We start from the raw sequence: 13,733 nt of genomic DNA on the forward strand, positions 1-13,733 counted from the left end.
CCCTGCCGCCGGGACGAAAACCGGCCATGCGATCAAGCGTCGACCGGCTCGGGCGCGTTGCCGCGCGGCGGTGCCGAATCGGCGGCAACGATATTCTCCCCCGGCGCGTCGCCCACCGGCACCTGACCTTCAGCGCTCGCGATCGCGGAAGTATTCCGTGGCGGCAGGTCGGACAGCCGCGTCAAGTGCGCGACACAGCGGGACAGGTCCGGTCCGACCGCGGTGGCGCGCATCTCCAGATCCCGTCGCTCCACACCGTCCTTGCTCCGGTACTCGTGGGAGCGCAGCTGGCCGTAGGCGATGATCGGATCGCCGCGCCGCAGTGACGCGTCGACACCTGCCACCAGCCTGCGCCAGCAGCTGACGGTGAGATAGAGGGTGCCGTTGTCCACCCATTGCCCCGACGTCTGGTCCAATCGGCGGGAATTGCTGGCCAACCGGAAGGTGACCACCTGCTCGCCATTGGTCAGATCACGCTTGACCGGATGGGTGGCGATCGTTCCGATCACGGTCGCATTCGCCTCGTACATAGCTACGCCCCTTCACATTCGGATCCGGAACCGCCCGGAATGTCCTCCCCCTCCAGGAGGCACTTCCAGCGTGCGCCGATTTCGCGGACCCGAGCGATCCGATCCGGGAATGTGCACAACTTCCCGAAATGTGAAGACCGAGCTTTCACGCCCGCGTGGTCAGAACACCGCCACGTCGGTATTGGCGCCGCAGAGGACCACGACCGGTCGCTCGTCCGGCGCGGGAACGTAGACGCCGCTGTGCACTGCGGCCAGCGCCGTGGCGCCGGACACTTCCACCAGGATGCGGAATTCGCGCCACAGATATTCCCGCGCCGCGCTGATCGCGTCGTCGCTGACCAGCACCGAGCGCACGCCGTGGCGGCGGGCGACGTCGAGTGCGATGTCACCGATCCGGGTCGGCCCCAGCGAGTCGACGGTGATCCCGGACCCGACAATGTCCACCGGACGCTCGGCCGCCAACGCCGCGCGCAGGATCGCGGCGCCGTCGGGTTCCACCCCGATCACCCGCTGACGCCGCCCGACCGCGGCCGCGATGCCCGCGACCAGTCCGCCACCGCCCACCGCGGCCAGCACCGGCGGCCGACCACGTACCTGCTCCTCGAGTTCCAGCCCCACCACACCGATGCCCGCGACCACCGCGGGCAGGTCGTAGCCGTGCAGCAGCAGCGCGCCCCGTTCGGTGGCCAGCTCGGTCGCGTGCTGCAAGGCCTCGGCGTAGCAGGTGCCGTGCCAGAGCACCTCCGCGCCGTGCGACCACATCGCGGCGACCTTGGTGTGCGGCGCCGTCTCCGGGACGACGACGGTGCAGGATTTTCCGAGCCGCGCCGCGGCCAGCGCCGCCGCGATACCCGCGTTGCCGCCGGAGGCGATCACCACCTGATCGACCCCGGCGCCCGACTCGAGCAGCGCGTTGAGGCTGCCGCGTACTTTGAACGTCCCGCCGTGCTGGAGGTGCTCGAGCTTGATCGTCACCGGGACGGGACCGGACGGGCTCGCGATGGAGGTGTGGAAGACCGGCGTCTTACGGATCTGCCCCGCCAGCCGCTTGCGTGCGGATCGCACGTCCGACCGTTCCACCCGCCCGGCCGGTCTGTGTGGGGAGACCGTGGTGGCGCGTTCACTCACTTACGCACTTCTCCATCTCGCTTGGCCAGTTCGGCGAACATCGCGTTGTGTGCGGCGAGTGCGGCGTCGTTGTCGCGTTCGGCGGCTCGATCGGTGCGCTGCGCGAGTCGCTGATCGCTGCGCGACCATTGGATCAGCAACGCCAGCATCACCACCACCAGGGGGACCTCACCGCTCGCCCACGCGAGGCTGCCGCCGGTGCGCTGGTCGCCGAGCAGATCGCCGTTCCAGCCGAGACCGAGGCCGTGGTAGAACCAGCCGCCGAGCACCGTGGTCATGCTCATCAGCGCGATGCCGAAGAACGCGTGGAACGGCAGCGAGCCGAACACCATGGCGAGCTTGGTCAACGGCTCCACCTGCCTCGGCTTGGGATCGATGCCGATCACCACCCAGTAGAACAGGTAACCGCTGAGCAGGAAGTGCACGTTCATCAGCAGGTGCGCCGCGTGCGAGTCGGCGTAGCCGTCGAAGATGCCGCCCAGGTACAGCGCGTAGAAGCCGCCGACGAAGATCGCCGACGCCACGATCGGGTGAGTAAGGAAACGCGAGACCGGGTTGTGCACCGCGGCCAGTAGCCATTCCCGCGGACCCGGCACGCCACCGCGGCCGGCCGGCGGCAGCGCGCGCAGCGCCAGCGTCACCGCGCCACCGAGCGCCAACAGGATCGGCGCGAGCATGGACAGCGCCATATGGGCTCCCATATGCACGCTGAACATCGCGGGTGAGTACCGGCCGACGCCGGAGGAGGTGGCGACGAGCAGCACCACACAACCGGACAGCCAGGCGAACGTCCGCCCGGCCGGCCACGCGTCACCCCGCGCTCGCAGCCGCCGCACGCCGAGCAGGTACAGCACCGCGAGCACGATGGACAGCGTTCCGAAGATCAGATCGAACCGCCAGTCGAACGCCAGGCGGGCGAAGCTGGGCGGCCCGGCCAGGTTGTAGCCCAGCTCCACTTCGACCGGCGTCGGAACGGAATCCGGCGGTGGCGGCGGCGTACGGCCGAGCCCGACCGCGAGGCCGATGGTCGCGGCGAAGATCAATACTTCGACGCCCGCGTACCGCACCAGGGCCAACCGGTCGCCGGGATCGGCCGCCAGGGCGGGCAACGAGGCGCGGCGCTGCACGTAACCGAACACACCGAGCACCGCCAGCGCGGCGGCCTTGGCCAGCACCAGCCTGCCGTAGGTGCTGGAGAGCAGTTCGTCCAGCGGCACGCGGACCCAGGAGTTGATCACGCCGCTGACCGCGATCACGGCGAAGGCGACCGTGGCGGTCGACGAGAAACGCCGGGCCGCGACGTCGGTGTACGCACCGCCGCGCAGGGCGTGCGCGAGCACCGCGAACAGGCCGCCGACCCAGACGGCGGACGAGATCAGATGCAGGATCAGGCTGTTGGTCGCCACGTCGTGCGACCCGCCCGAGGAGGAATGGCCGGTCAACGCCAGCGGCATCATGGTGGCGATCGCGGCCCCGAGCAGGACCGGAGTCCAGCCCCAGCGCAATGCGAGGCGGCAGCCCACGGCGACGATCAGGGCGAAAACGACGGTCGTCCGCCAAGCTCCGGCCAACTCGATTCGATCGATCGCCTGCCACAGTTCCTGCGGGCGCAGAACATCCCCCACCGCCCGTCCGGTGGTGTCCGAAACCGTCAGCGGCACCAGCAGCGCCGCGCAACACGCCCAGACCACCGCGAAATTCGACGCCCTGCGCACCGCGCGATACCCGCCGACGTCCAGCAGCCCGTTCGACTGCGGCGGCACCAGGAAGGCCGCGAACAACAGCGAGCCGACTGTCAGCGCGGCCGACAGGTCGGCGAGCGCCCGGACCGCGGGCAGTCCGTAGGTGGTCGCCGCACCCGGGTCGGGGATGCCGAGCAGGCTCAGTGCCTGCGCCGCCGACAACCCCACCACCAGCGCCGCGACCACGGCCGCGATGGCGCCGGCCAGCGCGGTGATCGTGCCGAACGTCGCCCCCGACCGAGCGGCCTCGACTCGGGGAGCGGCGGACGAGGTGGGGGCGGAGGACATACGACTGAGCGTAGTTCGGCGAGTATTCCGTGGCCCGGTCGGGTTTGTACCGATATCCTTGGCCCCGATCACCACGGCGCGTCACCTACTGTTCGGGATGGCTGAAACGTTGCTAACGCTAAGAATCCGGCCACCTGGACGCTCGCTATAATCGACTCGCTGGACAGCACGGCCAATGTCGGCCATCGTAGAACCCGCTGCCTCCGTAGCTCAGTTGGATAGAGCAAGGGCCTTCTAATCCCTAGGTCGCAGGTTCGATTCCTGCCGGGGGCGCAACAACCCCTGTGACCTGTACATACAACGGGTCACAGGGGTAGTACCCACCGAGCGCGTCGCTCAAACACCAAAGAACATTGCCCGGTCGGCTTCCCTATCCGGAGCGTAATTTCGACGATCCGGCCGAGTTCGCCGACGACTTCGCGACCGAGTTGCGGCCCCGCTTCGGAGCAGCCGGCCAGGAAGTACGGCGGCACGCCGAAGGTGGCCCGGAAGATCGCCGTGGGTGAGCACGCCCATGATGAGGATTCGGTCGCGGAGGGCCGCAGTACGCTGTCGCCGGTGAGTTCTCCGGTCCTGGACCACATCGATCGCGCGATCGTGCACGCGCTGCACATCGACGGGCGCGCACCGTTCAGCCGCATCGCAGCGGTGCTCGGCGTGTCCGATCAGACGGTCGCACGGCGGTATCGCAGGCTGCGCGCCACCGGGCAACTGCGGGTGGTCGGCCTGCCGAACGCCCGGCGACTGGGGTGGGTGGAGTGGTTCGTCCGGGTCCAGGTGACCCCCGACGCGGCGGTGGCTGTCGCCGATGCGCTGGCCCGGCGGCCGGATACCTCGTGGGTCTGCCTCACCTCGGGCGGCACGCAGATCGTCTGCGTCACCCGCACCCGCAGTTCCCGAGAGAGCGATGCCCTGCTGCTCGGGCAGTTGCCGAAGACGCCGCGGGTCACCGGCGTCACCGCGCACTGCCTGCTGCGCGTCTTCGCGGGCGGTCCGGCCGGCTGGCACGGCCGGGCCGACTCGCTCACCGCCGAGCAGATCGCCGCGCTGGCCCCGTCTCAACAGGCGTCGACAGCGCCTGCGGAGGGCGACGAGGAATTGTTCGCCATCCTCGCGCAGGACGGTCGCGTCGGTTACTCCGACATCGCCCGGGCGACCGGGTGGTCCGAGATGACGGCCAAACGCCGCCTGGCCCAGTTACGCGAGTGCGGTGCGTTGTTCTTCGACGTGGATATCGATCCGGTACTGCTGGGATTCGAGACGCTGGCGATCCTGTGGCTGACCGTCGACCCGGCACGGGTGCGGCAGGCCGCCGAGGCGATCGCCGCGCATCCCGACGTCGCCTTCGCCGCCGCCACCACCGGCCCCACCAACCTGCTGCTGTTCGCGGCCTGCCGCGATGTGGACGCCCTCTACGACTTTCTCGAACAGGGCATCGGCAACCTACCGGGCATCCGCGGCGTGGAGAGCGCTCCGGTCATCCGTAACAGCAAGCGAGTCGGCGCAGCCCTCACCCGAACACGCCGCTGAGCGCGACACATACTTCCGCCCTATTCGGTGCACAGTCCGGGCGGGAGCCGTTGCGTGGCCGAGTGAGCGATTCCACCATTGCAGACGGCAATATGTCGAAATCCCGCAATCAACGGGCGGTGACTGGAACAGGTGCCCCACGGCGGCCCAGCCTTTGGGCATGACCGACATCGATCGCATCGACCACTCCGTCCTCTACACCACCGACATGGATGCCACCGCCGGAACATACGAGGCGCTCGGCTTCACCCTCACGCCGCTGTCCATGCACATGGGCTCGGATCGGCCCGGTGGTGAGCGCAAACCGATGGGTGCGGGCAACCGGTGCGCGCTGTTCGGCTCGACCTACCTGGAACTGCTCGGGCTGTTCGGGGACGGTTCGGTCGATCCGTGGCAGATCCGGCCCCTGATCGCACAATACGAGGGTCTGCACGGCTGCTCGTTCGGCTGCGCGGACGCCGAAGCGGTCGAGCGCCGGCTGCGCGCGGCCGATCTGTCGTCGTCCGGGGTGCTGCCGCTGCAACGCGACGTGGACACCCCCGACGGCCCGGCGACCGCGCGGTTCGAGGCGGTGCACCTCGACCGCGCGCTGACCCCCGAGGGGCTGATCCACATCGCCCGGCATCTGACGGCCGAACTGATCCATCAGTCCCGCTACCTGGACCACGCCAACGGCGCCACCCACTTGCACAGCGTGCTGCTCGTCGTGGACGACACGGAACTGGCGGCGACCGTCGACCGCTACGCCCGCATCCTCGACGTCCGGCCGCTGACCGAGCCGCCGCTGACGGTCCTGCCGCTGACAGTGGGCCGGATGGAGATCGTCGCGGTCTCCGACTTCGAGGCGGTCCTGCCCGGGGAGCCGGTGCCCGCACTGCCCTACCTCGCGGGCCAGGCCGTCGCCGTCGCCGATCTCGACGCCGCGCGGAAACTGGTGGTTGGCAACGGTTTCACCGTGCGCGAGCTGCCCGGGGGATTCTTTGTCGGGGCTGCCGAGGCCCGCGGCGGGGCGGTCGCCTTCCTGGCGGCATGAGCGATGAACGAACTGGTACACGCGCCCGCCGGGGCATTGCGCGGTGTCACCAGCGGGTCGGTGACCGCGTTTCGCGGCATCCCGTTCGGCCGGGCCGCGCGGTTCGCCGCGCCGGGGCCCGCTGCCGCCTGGACCGGGATACGCGATGCTCGGCGGCCGGGTCCGGCGTCTCCACAGCCACGCTCGCGGCTGGAACGGGTGATGGGGCCGGGCAGTGCTCTCGACAGAAGCGAGGACTGCCTGTCGCTGAACGTATGGACACCGGGCGGCACCGGGCTGCCGGTGCTGGTCTGGCTGCACGGCGGCGGGTTCTCCAGCGGTTCGGGCGCCGAAGCCTGGTACGACGGCTCCCTGTTGGCCGAGCGTGGGCGGAGTGTTCGGCCGTCTCGAGGCCTGGCGCACGGCGCCGATGCTGGCCGGCGCGGACCCGGCCGACCTGCGGCGATTGACCATGAAGGTGCAGCAGGCCTGCGCTGCGTTCGTGCACACCGGTGATCCCGGCTGGGCCGGGTTCCCGCACATCGAGCACTTCGTCTAGGTCCGTGTCTCGAGCCGAGATCACCGAAGCCTCACTCGCCGCCGATCGCGACGACGTACTTGCCGGAACCTCGTCCAGTGGCAAGCAGATCGTGTATTTCAGCGACCCGGTCCAGCGAGTCGACCACCGTCACCGGCAGTTCCAGTCCGCCGTCACCGACCTTGGCCAGACCGTCGGCGAGGGCCGCGGCGACTCTGTGCGGCACCGTGTCCCGCAGCCGGCTGATGCTGAACCCGATCAGGGCGACGTTGCCGCCGATGAGCCGGGCCAACGGCGGCAACGGCGTGGGCGTGCCACCGGTCGCGTTGCCGAACAGCACGATTCGCGCACCGGGCGCGGCCAGTTCCAGGTCGAGCTCGAGATTCGCGGTACCGGTCGGATCGAGGATGACGTCCACCCCGCCCGGGGCCGCGGCCCGCACCGCGGCGACGACATCCTCGCCGCGCGCGGTGACGACATCCCACCCCGCCGCGAGCCCGTCCGCGATCTTGTCCGGCCTGCCCACCGTGCCCAACCGCGGGCCCGCGCCCTCGGCGGCCGCCAGTCGCGCGACCGCGTGGCCGACTCCCCCGCTGGCCGAGTGCATGAGCACCGAGTCGCCGGGCCGCAGCCGGGCGGCATCGCGCAGCAACAACGTGGCGGTCGACAGCACGAGCGGCGCGGCGGCCGCGACCGGTAGCGGTACGGCGGCAGGTACCGCGGTGACCACGTCGGCGGAAGCGAGTGCGACCTCGGCCAGCCCGCCCGCGCGGGTCAACGCGGCGACGCGGTCTCCGACGGCGAAACGGTCGACCCCCGCGCCGAGCGCGCGCACCCGGCCCGCCACCTCCAGCCCGGGCGTGTACGGCCAGCCGGAGGCATATCCCGCGTCGCCGCGTCGCGCCATGACATCCATGAAGTTGATACCTGCGTAGGCGACCTCGATCGCCAGCTCGCCCGGACCCGGGCGCGGCTCGTCGGTCGTGACGACCCGCGTCGTGGTGGCATCCGGCGCCGGACCGGTCAGCTGCACTGCCCGCATGAGGACCCCTTATTCGATGTTCGATGTTCGTCGAACATAGAATAAGCACGGTAGCCTGGTTTCACCAAGAGGGAAGGAGTGCGCACATGGCCCGATCGCAACGGAACACGGCCCCACCGCGGCACCCCGACGTCGCCGAGCTGGACCTCCTCGACATCCTGCACGCGCTGTCCGACCGGACCAGAATGACGATCGTGCGGACGCTGTGGACCGGGCCGGAGCGGGTTTGCGGCACCTTTCCCGTGGATGTCGCGCCCTCGACGCTCAGCCATCACTTCCGTGTCCTACGCGAAGCCGGCCTGATCCACCAGCGAGACGAAGGCACCAAGCGCTGGACATCACTGCGCCGCAACGATATCGAGGCCCGATTCCCCGGCCTCGTCGGCCACATAGTCGACGCCTTCGAACGCGCGTGAATCACACCGTGGTGCGCAACCGCCAGGACCCGAAAAGTGCGGCGACTACGGCGTAGGGCGCGGACCGCAGTCGCCGAGCCCGCCTGCCCGCCACCGGAAGCGGGCACGCCACCGGACCCGGCGGCTAGATCGTCGCGGTCGACGAGGCGATGTCGTCGGCCAGCGGGGCGATGGCGCCCAGGATCTGGGCGACCAGATCGGCGGGCACGCCCGCCGCGGTGAGCGACGCCTCCAGATGCCCCGCTACCAAGCCGAAGTGCTGCATGGTGATACCCCGGCCCTGGTGTACCTGCTTCATCGGAGCACCGGTGTACGGGATGGGACCGCCGAGGGCCGCGGCGAAGAACTCGACCTGTTTTCCCTTCAAGCGCGACATGTTCGTGCCGGTGAAGAATCCGGCCAGTTCACCCTCCGCGAGCACGCGGGTATAGAAATCTTCCACGACGACCTCGAGTGCCGCGTGACCGCCGATCTGGTCGTAGATGCTGCTGGTTGTCTTGCTCTTCCCGAGCCAGGAGGGCATTCGCATGGCTACCAGGACACCACCGGACTGTTGCGTCCGGATTAGTACAGTGTCGCGACTCTTTTGCCTTCGTCGCAGCGCGATTACTCGCTCCTCACCGCCACGCGGGCATCGCTGAGATAGTTTCGCAACACGTACGGAAAGCCTTCATCCGCACACCGCTTCCATCGCTGCCGCCAATAGCCGGATGCCGTGGTCGATCTCGTCGTCGGCGATCGTCAGGGGCGGCATCAATTTGATCACCTCGTCCATCGAACCGGACGTCTCCACGAGCAAGCCACGATCGAAAGCGGCCCGGCCGACCTTTTCCGCGAGAGACGTGTCCTCGAACGCGACGCCGTGCACCAAACCCCGCCCCCGCGTCGAGACTCCGGGGAAGGTCGAGACGAATTCGCCCAGGGCTCGCGCGATCCGCTCCCCCTTGGCGACGGTCGCGAGTTCCAGTGCGGAATCCGACCAATAGTGCTCGAGCGCGACACGCCCCGTCACGAACGCCGCGTTGTTGCCCCGGAAGGTGCCATTGTGCTCACCGGGCGCCCACTGATCGAGCTCCGGCCGGAACAACACCAACGCCATCGGCAGACCGTAGCCGCCGATCGACTTCGACAACGTCACGATATCGGGCGTGATCCTGGCGACCTCGAAAGAGAAGAACGGCCCGGTACGGCCGCAACCCATCTGCACGTCGTCGACGATCAACAGAATGCCGCGGGCCGAACACAATTCGGCCAGTCCGCGCAACCACTCCGCCCGGGCCACATTGATGCCGCCTTCGCCCTGCACCGTCTCCACGATCACCGCCGCAGGCTTGTCCAACCCCGATGACGGATCATCCAGCGCCTTACGCATCCACAGCAGATCGTCGGCGACACCGAGATACCCGTCGTATGGCATCGGCATCGCGTGCCCGAGCGACACCCCTGCACCCGACCGCTTCGCGGCGTTCCCGGTCACCGCCAGCGCGCCCAGCGACATCCCGTGGAAAGCGTTGGTGAAGCTCAGCACGGTCTGCCGCCCGGTCACCTTGCGCGCGAGCTTCAACGCGGCCTCGACCGCGTTGGCTCCGGTCGGCCCGGGGAACTGGACTTTCCAATCCAGCCCGCGCGAGGCGAGGACGTTGTCGCGCAACACTTCCAGCAACCGCCGCTTGGCGACGGTGGACATGTCCAGCCCGTGGGTGATGCCGTCCCCGGCGATGTAGTCGAGCAGCGCCCGCTTGAGTACGGGGTTGTTGTGGCCGTAGTTGAGCGAGCCCGCGCCCGCGAAGAAATCCAAGTACTCCTTGCCGTTCTCGTCGCGCAACCACGCTCCGCTGGCGGTGTCGAAGACGGCGGGCCAGCAGCGACAGTACCCGCGCACGTTCGATTCGAGTGCCTCGAAAACAGTCATCTCGGCGACGGTCATCGGCGTTCCTTACTCGTCGTGCGCGAGCGCTCCACAATCTGAAGTGAGAGTGTTTCTAACATCGACGCAGCCCGGATGTGGCCTTTTCTTCAAAACGCGCCGAAGCCTTTCCCGCTCCGCGCCGCGGCCAGTAGAGTCAACTCCTTGTGCGCGGCAGACCGGAGGGGGGCGGACAGCGTGCCGTCAGGGAACGATTTCGCAGCGCCGTCGCCCTCTACACATCCCTCGTGGGCGCCGGATTCCGCAGACAGTGGCAATACAAAATGGCCATGTTCGCGGGGCTGTTCACCAACTGCGTGTTCGGGTTCGTCCGCGCGGCCGTCCTCGCCGCGGCGGTGGATGCCGCGGGCGACTTCGGCGGGTACGACCGGGGCAGCGTCGGCGCCTACGTGTGGCTCTCCCAGGGGCTGCTCGGCGCGGTGCAGTTCATGGGACCGCTGGGACCGCTGGACGATCGGGTGAAGAACGGCGACATCGCGATCGATTTCCTGCGCCCGGTCGACATCCAATGCGGTTATCTCGCCGATGATCTCGGGCGCGCGGCGTGCACTTTCCTGCCGCGCGGAGTGCCGAGCGTGCTGGTGGGCACGCTCACCTTCGGGCTGGCGATGCCGGTCACGCCCGGTCCCTACCTGCTCGGAGCGGTGAGTGTCCTGCTGGCGGTGGTCATCTCGTTCCTGTGCCGGTTCCTCGTGGTGCTGATCGGATTCTGGGTCGTGGAAACCCGCGGCATCCGGGTGCTGTACTACGCCGCGGGCACGTTCCTGGCCGGACTGTTCGTGCCGGTGCACATGTTCCCATCGTGGCTGGGCGCCATCGCGGCGGCCACGCCTTTCCCGTCGATTCTGCAATCTCCGATCGACGTGCTCTCGGGACGGATCACCGGCGCGGAAGCACTCTCGGTCGTCGGGATCCAAGTGTTCTGGGTGGTGGTCACCGCGATCGCCGGACGCGTGCTGCTCGTCGCGGGCCGACGCAGGCTGGAGGTGCAGGGTGGGTGACATCGTTGCCCCGCGCACCGAGTCGTGGTCGACGCCCTACGTGGCCGTGTTGCGCTCCAGGATCCGGGCGCAGCGCAGCTACCGGTTGTCGTTCGCCAGTGAGCTTCTGAGCGCATTTCTGGTGGGCCTGGTCGAATTGGCCGAGGTGTGGCTCATCTTCCGCACCGCACGCGTCCTCGGCGGCCTCGACCTGGACGGCGCACTGCTTCTGTTCGGGTTGAGCAACACGAGTTTCGCGCTGTCCCAAGTGCTTTTCGGCCACCTCGACACGCTGCCGGTGCTGATCCGGATGGGCCAGCTCGACGCCTACCACCTGCGGCCGCAACCACTGCTGCTGCAATTGATCACCAGCGACATCTCCCTGCGCCGGTTCGCTCGCGCCTCGGTCTCGATCGTCGCGCTGGTGACCGGTGCGGCACGCAACGACATCGCCTGGAGTTCGACCACGGCCGCGCTGCTCGCACTCACGCTGGTCGGCGGTATCGCACTGTTCGGCGGGGTGTTCGTCTGCGCCGCCGGATTGCAGTTCTATCTGATCGACGGCTCCGAGCTCACCAACAGTTTCACTTACGGCGGCTCGTTCGCGGCGACGCAACCGGCGTCGGTGTTCCCCACCCCCATGCGGCTGCTGTTCGGGTTCGCGATTCCGGTCTCGTTCACGGCCTATCTGCCCACCCTCGCGCTGCTCGGCCTGCCCGGCCCTCCGCTGCTGCCCGCCTGGCTGGCCTGGCTCACCCCGGTGGCGGCGCTGTGGGTGTGGCTACTGGCGCTGGGTTTGTGGCGATCGGGCACTCGGCATTACCAGGGAGGCGGCGGATGAGCACGGGCAGCCCGGAGGCGATCATCGACATGGAGAGCCTCACCAGGCAGTTCATCCTGTATCGCAAAAACGGCCGCCGCTGGCGCAGGCGCCGCGAGACGCTCACCGCCGTCGACGGGATGACCGTCCGGATCGACCGGGGCGCCGCCGTCGGCTACATCGGCGCCAACGGCGCGGGCAAATCCACCACGATCAAAATGCTCACCGGCATCCTGGTCCCCACCGCGGGCACCGTACGCACCTGCGGGCTGGATCCCGTGCGGCAGCGACGTGAACTGGCCGGGCGGATCGGCGTGGTGTTCGGCCAGCGCTCGCAACTGTGGTGGGATCTGCCCCTGCGCGAGTCGTTCTCGATCCTCGCCGCGATCCACCGGTTGGAGCCGGGCGCCGCGCGCAAGCGCGCGCACGAACTGATCGAGCAGCTGGAAATGGCCGACACACTCGACACACCGGTGCGCCAGCTCTCGCTGGGCCAGCGCATGCGCGCGGAAGTCGCCGCGGCACTGCTGCATTCGCCCGAGTTGGTCATCCTGGACGAGCCCACGATCGGCCTCGATGTGCTGTCCAAACAACGGCTGCGCGAGTTCCTGCGCACGGAGCGGGCCGAGCGCGGTACGACCCTGCTGCTCACCACCCACGATATGGGCGATATCGAAAGGCTTTGCGAGCGTGTGCTCGTCGTGGATCACGGACACTTGGTGTACGACGGGTCGCTGACCGGCCTGGCGGCCACCGTCGGCGCGCGCCGGGTACTGGTGGTCGACCTGGCCGAACCGGCGCCCGACCTCGACGATCTACGCTGCGCCCAGCTGCTCGGCACCGAAGGCGACGGTATGCGGCAGCGGCTGGCCTTCGATCCCGAGCAGATCACGGCCGCGCAATTGCTGGCCGCGGTGTCGGAGCGCGCCGAAGTGCGGGACCTGTCGATCGAGGAGCCCGAGATCGAGGACGTCGTCCGGCGGATATACGAATCCGCCCGCTGAACAGGCGGGCGGATTCGGTACCGGTTCAGTCGGGCTCGCGAGCGCCCTGGTCGAGCCGGAAGGGCGGGTACTCGTCCCGCATCAAACCGGCATAGGCCTGCACGCGGATGATCCAGCGATTGACGCCCATCACGAAGTCGTAGATGCCCTGCGGGTAGCGCGCCGTGAACAGCAACCCGATCAACGCGACGATCAGCAGGATGCTCAGCAACGAGATCGAGCCGCCGCCCCAGTCGTCACCGTCGCTCCCCGCGATCGCGATGCCGCCGCTGAGCACCGCGCCGACGATCAGGTAGTGCGGAATGGCGAGCAGCCACCACTTCACCAGCACCAGGCCGCGGTGCAAGGTCTCCGGATAGTCGATCTCCAGGTCGGCCGGGTAGTCCGCGTTCGGTTGCAGGCTGAACGGCGGGTACTTGTCGGTGCCCAGTACCGAGAGCGCGTAGAAAGTCACCCGCCATCCCCAGCGCATGACGCCCACGTTGAAGTCGAACAGTCCCCGCGGGTACTTGCCGGTGATCAGGATGGCGAAGAAGGCCACCACCGTGAGCACGGCGTACGCGATGTGTAGGAAGAACAGCACGACGTAGTGCGGAATCGCCAGTAGCCACTTGACCAGCCACAGCCACCGCGACAGCGCGGAGTCCAGATCGCCTCGAACACGAATCGGGCTGGGCGGCGTGACGGGCTTCTCGAGTTCCATGAGCAACGCTCCTTACGGTTGCTGTGATCCATGCCACAACCAGTAGGTGTCCTGATTGTCGCGTATTCGGCCG

General features: G+C 68.5%; 14 protein-coding genes, 1 tRNA gene and 1 pseudogene. 9 read left to right on the plus strand and 7 right to left on the minus strand.

The genetic code is table 11. From position 1 onward, the window contains the following. Positions 1-32: 32 nt before the first annotated feature. The 3 genes from ACL03I_RS18215 to ACL03I_RS18225 all read right to left on the minus strand — a co-directional run bounded on the left by ACL03I_RS18215 (position 33) and on the right by ACL03I_RS18225 (position 3,688). Positions 33-530, minus strand: coding sequence for a single-stranded DNA-binding protein (locus ACL03I_RS18215; RefSeq protein ID WP_355075913.1), 498 nt, complete (start codon positions 528-530; stop codon positions 33-35). Positions 531-689: 159 nt separating this feature from the next. Next, positions 690-1,658, minus strand: coding sequence for a serine/threonine dehydratase (locus tag ACL03I_RS18220; RefSeq protein WP_355075911.1), 969 nt, complete (start codon positions 1,656-1,658; stop codon positions 690-692). Further along, positions 1,655-3,688, minus strand: coding sequence for a cytochrome c oxidase assembly protein (locus tag ACL03I_RS18225; RefSeq protein WP_412806531.1), 2,034 nt, complete (start codon positions 3,686-3,688; stop codon positions 1,655-1,657). The genes ACL03I_RS18220 and ACL03I_RS18225 overlap by 4 nt, the downstream gene beginning before the upstream one ends. A gap of 199 nt (positions 3,689-3,887) precedes the next feature. On the opposite strand from ACL03I_RS18225, the gene ACL03I_RS18230 reads away from it, so the two are divergent. The 5 genes and pseudogenes from ACL03I_RS18230 to ACL03I_RS18250 all read left to right on the plus strand — a co-directional run bounded on the left by ACL03I_RS18230 (position 3,888) and on the right by ACL03I_RS18250 (position 6,789). Beyond that, positions 3,888-3,961, plus strand: a tRNA-Arg gene (locus ACL03I_RS18230). 285 nt (positions 3,962-4,246) lie between these two features. Further along, complete coding sequence (locus ACL03I_RS18235; RefSeq protein ID WP_355075907.1) at positions 4,247-5,218, plus strand: Lrp/AsnC family transcriptional regulator; 972 nt, start codon at positions 4,247-4,249, stop codon at positions 5,216-5,218. Positions 5,219-5,378: 160 nt separating this feature from the next. Next, a complete protein-coding gene (locus ACL03I_RS18240) occupies positions 5,379-6,251 on the plus strand; it encodes a VOC family protein (RefSeq protein ID WP_412806532.1) in 873 nt (290 codons plus the stop codon). 3 nt (positions 6,252-6,254) lie between these two features. Beyond that, positions 6,255-6,608: pseudogene (locus tag ACL03I_RS18245) on the plus strand (carboxylesterase family protein); the annotation flags it as partial. A 16-nt stretch (positions 6,609-6,624) separates the two neighbouring features. Continuing rightward, the gene (locus ACL03I_RS18250; protein WP_355075998.1) at positions 6,625-6,789 is read left to right on the plus strand and encodes a hypothetical protein; all 165 of its coding nucleotides are present in this window, start codon (positions 6,625-6,627) and stop codon (positions 6,787-6,789) included. A gap of 31 nt (positions 6,790-6,820) precedes the next feature. Here the strand turns inward: ACL03I_RS18250 and ACL03I_RS18255 are convergent, their stop codons facing one another. Next, entirely contained in the window at positions 6,821-7,810 is a 990-nt protein-coding gene (locus ACL03I_RS18255) for a quinone oxidoreductase family protein (protein WP_355075903.1), read from the minus strand. A gap of 86 nt (positions 7,811-7,896) precedes the next feature. Here ACL03I_RS18255 and ACL03I_RS18260 point away from each other — a divergent pair, with 86 nt between their 5' ends. After that, complete coding sequence (locus ACL03I_RS18260; RefSeq protein WP_356968276.1) at positions 7,897-8,226, plus strand: ArsR/SmtB family transcription factor; 330 nt, start codon at positions 7,897-7,899, stop codon at positions 8,224-8,226. Between the two features lie 124 nt (positions 8,227-8,350). Here ACL03I_RS18260 and ACL03I_RS18265 read toward each other — a convergent pair whose 3' ends face one another. Further along, entirely contained in the window at positions 8,351-8,749 is a 399-nt protein-coding gene (locus tag ACL03I_RS18265) for a group I truncated hemoglobin (RefSeq protein ID WP_412806604.1), read from the minus strand. Positions 8,750-8,896: 147 nt separating this feature from the next. After that, on the minus strand, positions 8,897-10,153 hold the full coding sequence (ectB, locus tag ACL03I_RS18270; RefSeq protein WP_412806533.1) for a diaminobutyrate--2-oxoglutarate transaminase: 1,257 nt from the start codon (positions 10,151-10,153) through the stop codon (positions 8,897-8,899). A gap of 227 nt (positions 10,154-10,380) precedes the next feature. Here ectB and ACL03I_RS18275 point away from each other — a divergent pair, with 227 nt between their 5' ends. From ACL03I_RS18275 to ACL03I_RS18285, 3 genes are read left to right on the plus strand one after another with little or no spacing between them, the layout of a single operon-like run. Then, on the plus strand, positions 10,381-11,154 hold the full coding sequence (locus tag ACL03I_RS18275) for an ABC transporter permease (RefSeq protein ID WP_355075897.1): 774 nt from the start codon (positions 10,381-10,383) through the stop codon (positions 11,152-11,154). Then, a complete protein-coding gene (locus tag ACL03I_RS18280; protein WP_356968284.1) occupies positions 11,147-11,974 on the plus strand; it encodes an ABC transporter permease in 828 nt (275 codons plus the stop codon). Before ACL03I_RS18275 ends, ACL03I_RS18280 begins: the two co-directional genes overlap by 8 nt. Then, positions 11,971-12,957, plus strand: a complete 987-nt coding sequence (locus ACL03I_RS18285; RefSeq protein WP_356968286.1) for an ABC transporter ATP-binding protein — start codon at positions 11,971-11,973, stop codon at positions 12,955-12,957. Before ACL03I_RS18280 ends, ACL03I_RS18285 begins: the two co-directional genes overlap by 4 nt. 25 nt (positions 12,958-12,982) lie before the next feature. On the opposite strand, the gene ACL03I_RS18290 is transcribed toward ACL03I_RS18285, so the two are convergent. Beyond that, positions 12,983-13,660: a DUF4389 domain-containing protein gene (locus ACL03I_RS18290; protein ID WP_355075891.1), complete on the minus strand. Its 678-nt coding sequence runs from the start codon at positions 13,658-13,660 to the stop codon at positions 12,983-12,985. Between the last annotated feature and the right edge of the window lie 73 nt (positions 13,661-13,733).

The sequence above is a fragment of the Nocardia sichangensis genome (assembly GCF_047200615.1).
Lineage (GTDB): Bacteria > Actinomycetota > Actinomycetes > Mycobacteriales > Mycobacteriaceae > Nocardia > Nocardia sichangensis.

Bases quoted from the DNA above. Each gene is read 5' to 3' on its own strand.
- ACL03I_RS18215 (WP_355075913.1), bottom strand. From the start codon at position 530: ATGTACGAGGCGAATGCGACCGTGATCGGAACGATCGCCACCCATCCG.
- ACL03I_RS18225 (WP_412806531.1), bottom strand. From the start codon at position 3,688: ATGTCCTCCGCCCCCACCTCGTCCGCCGCTCCCCGAGTCGAGGCCGCT.
- ACL03I_RS18240 (WP_412806532.1), top strand. From the start codon at position 5,379: ATGACCGACATCGATCGCATCGACCACTCCGTCCTCTACACCACCGAC.
- ACL03I_RS18255 (WP_355075903.1), bottom strand. From the start codon at position 7,810: ATGCGGGCAGTGCAGCTGACCGGTCCGGCGCCGGATGCCACCACGACG.
- ACL03I_RS18260 (WP_356968276.1), top strand. From the start codon at position 7,897: ATGGCCCGATCGCAACGGAACACGGCCCCACCGCGGCACCCCGACGTC.
- ACL03I_RS18265 (WP_412806604.1), bottom strand. From the start codon at position 8,749: ATGCCCTCCTGGCTCGGGAAGAGCAAGACAACCAGCAGCATCTACGAC.
- ectB (WP_412806533.1), bottom strand. From the start codon at position 10,153: ATGACCGTCGCCGAGATGACTGTTTTCGAGGCACTCGAATCGAACGTG.
- ACL03I_RS18285 (WP_356968286.1), top strand. From the start codon at position 11,971: ATGAGCACGGGCAGCCCGGAGGCGATCATCGACATGGAGAGCCTCACC.
- ACL03I_RS18290 (WP_355075891.1), bottom strand. From the start codon at position 13,660: ATGGAACTCGAGAAGCCCGTCACGCCGCCCAGCCCGATTCGTGTTCGA.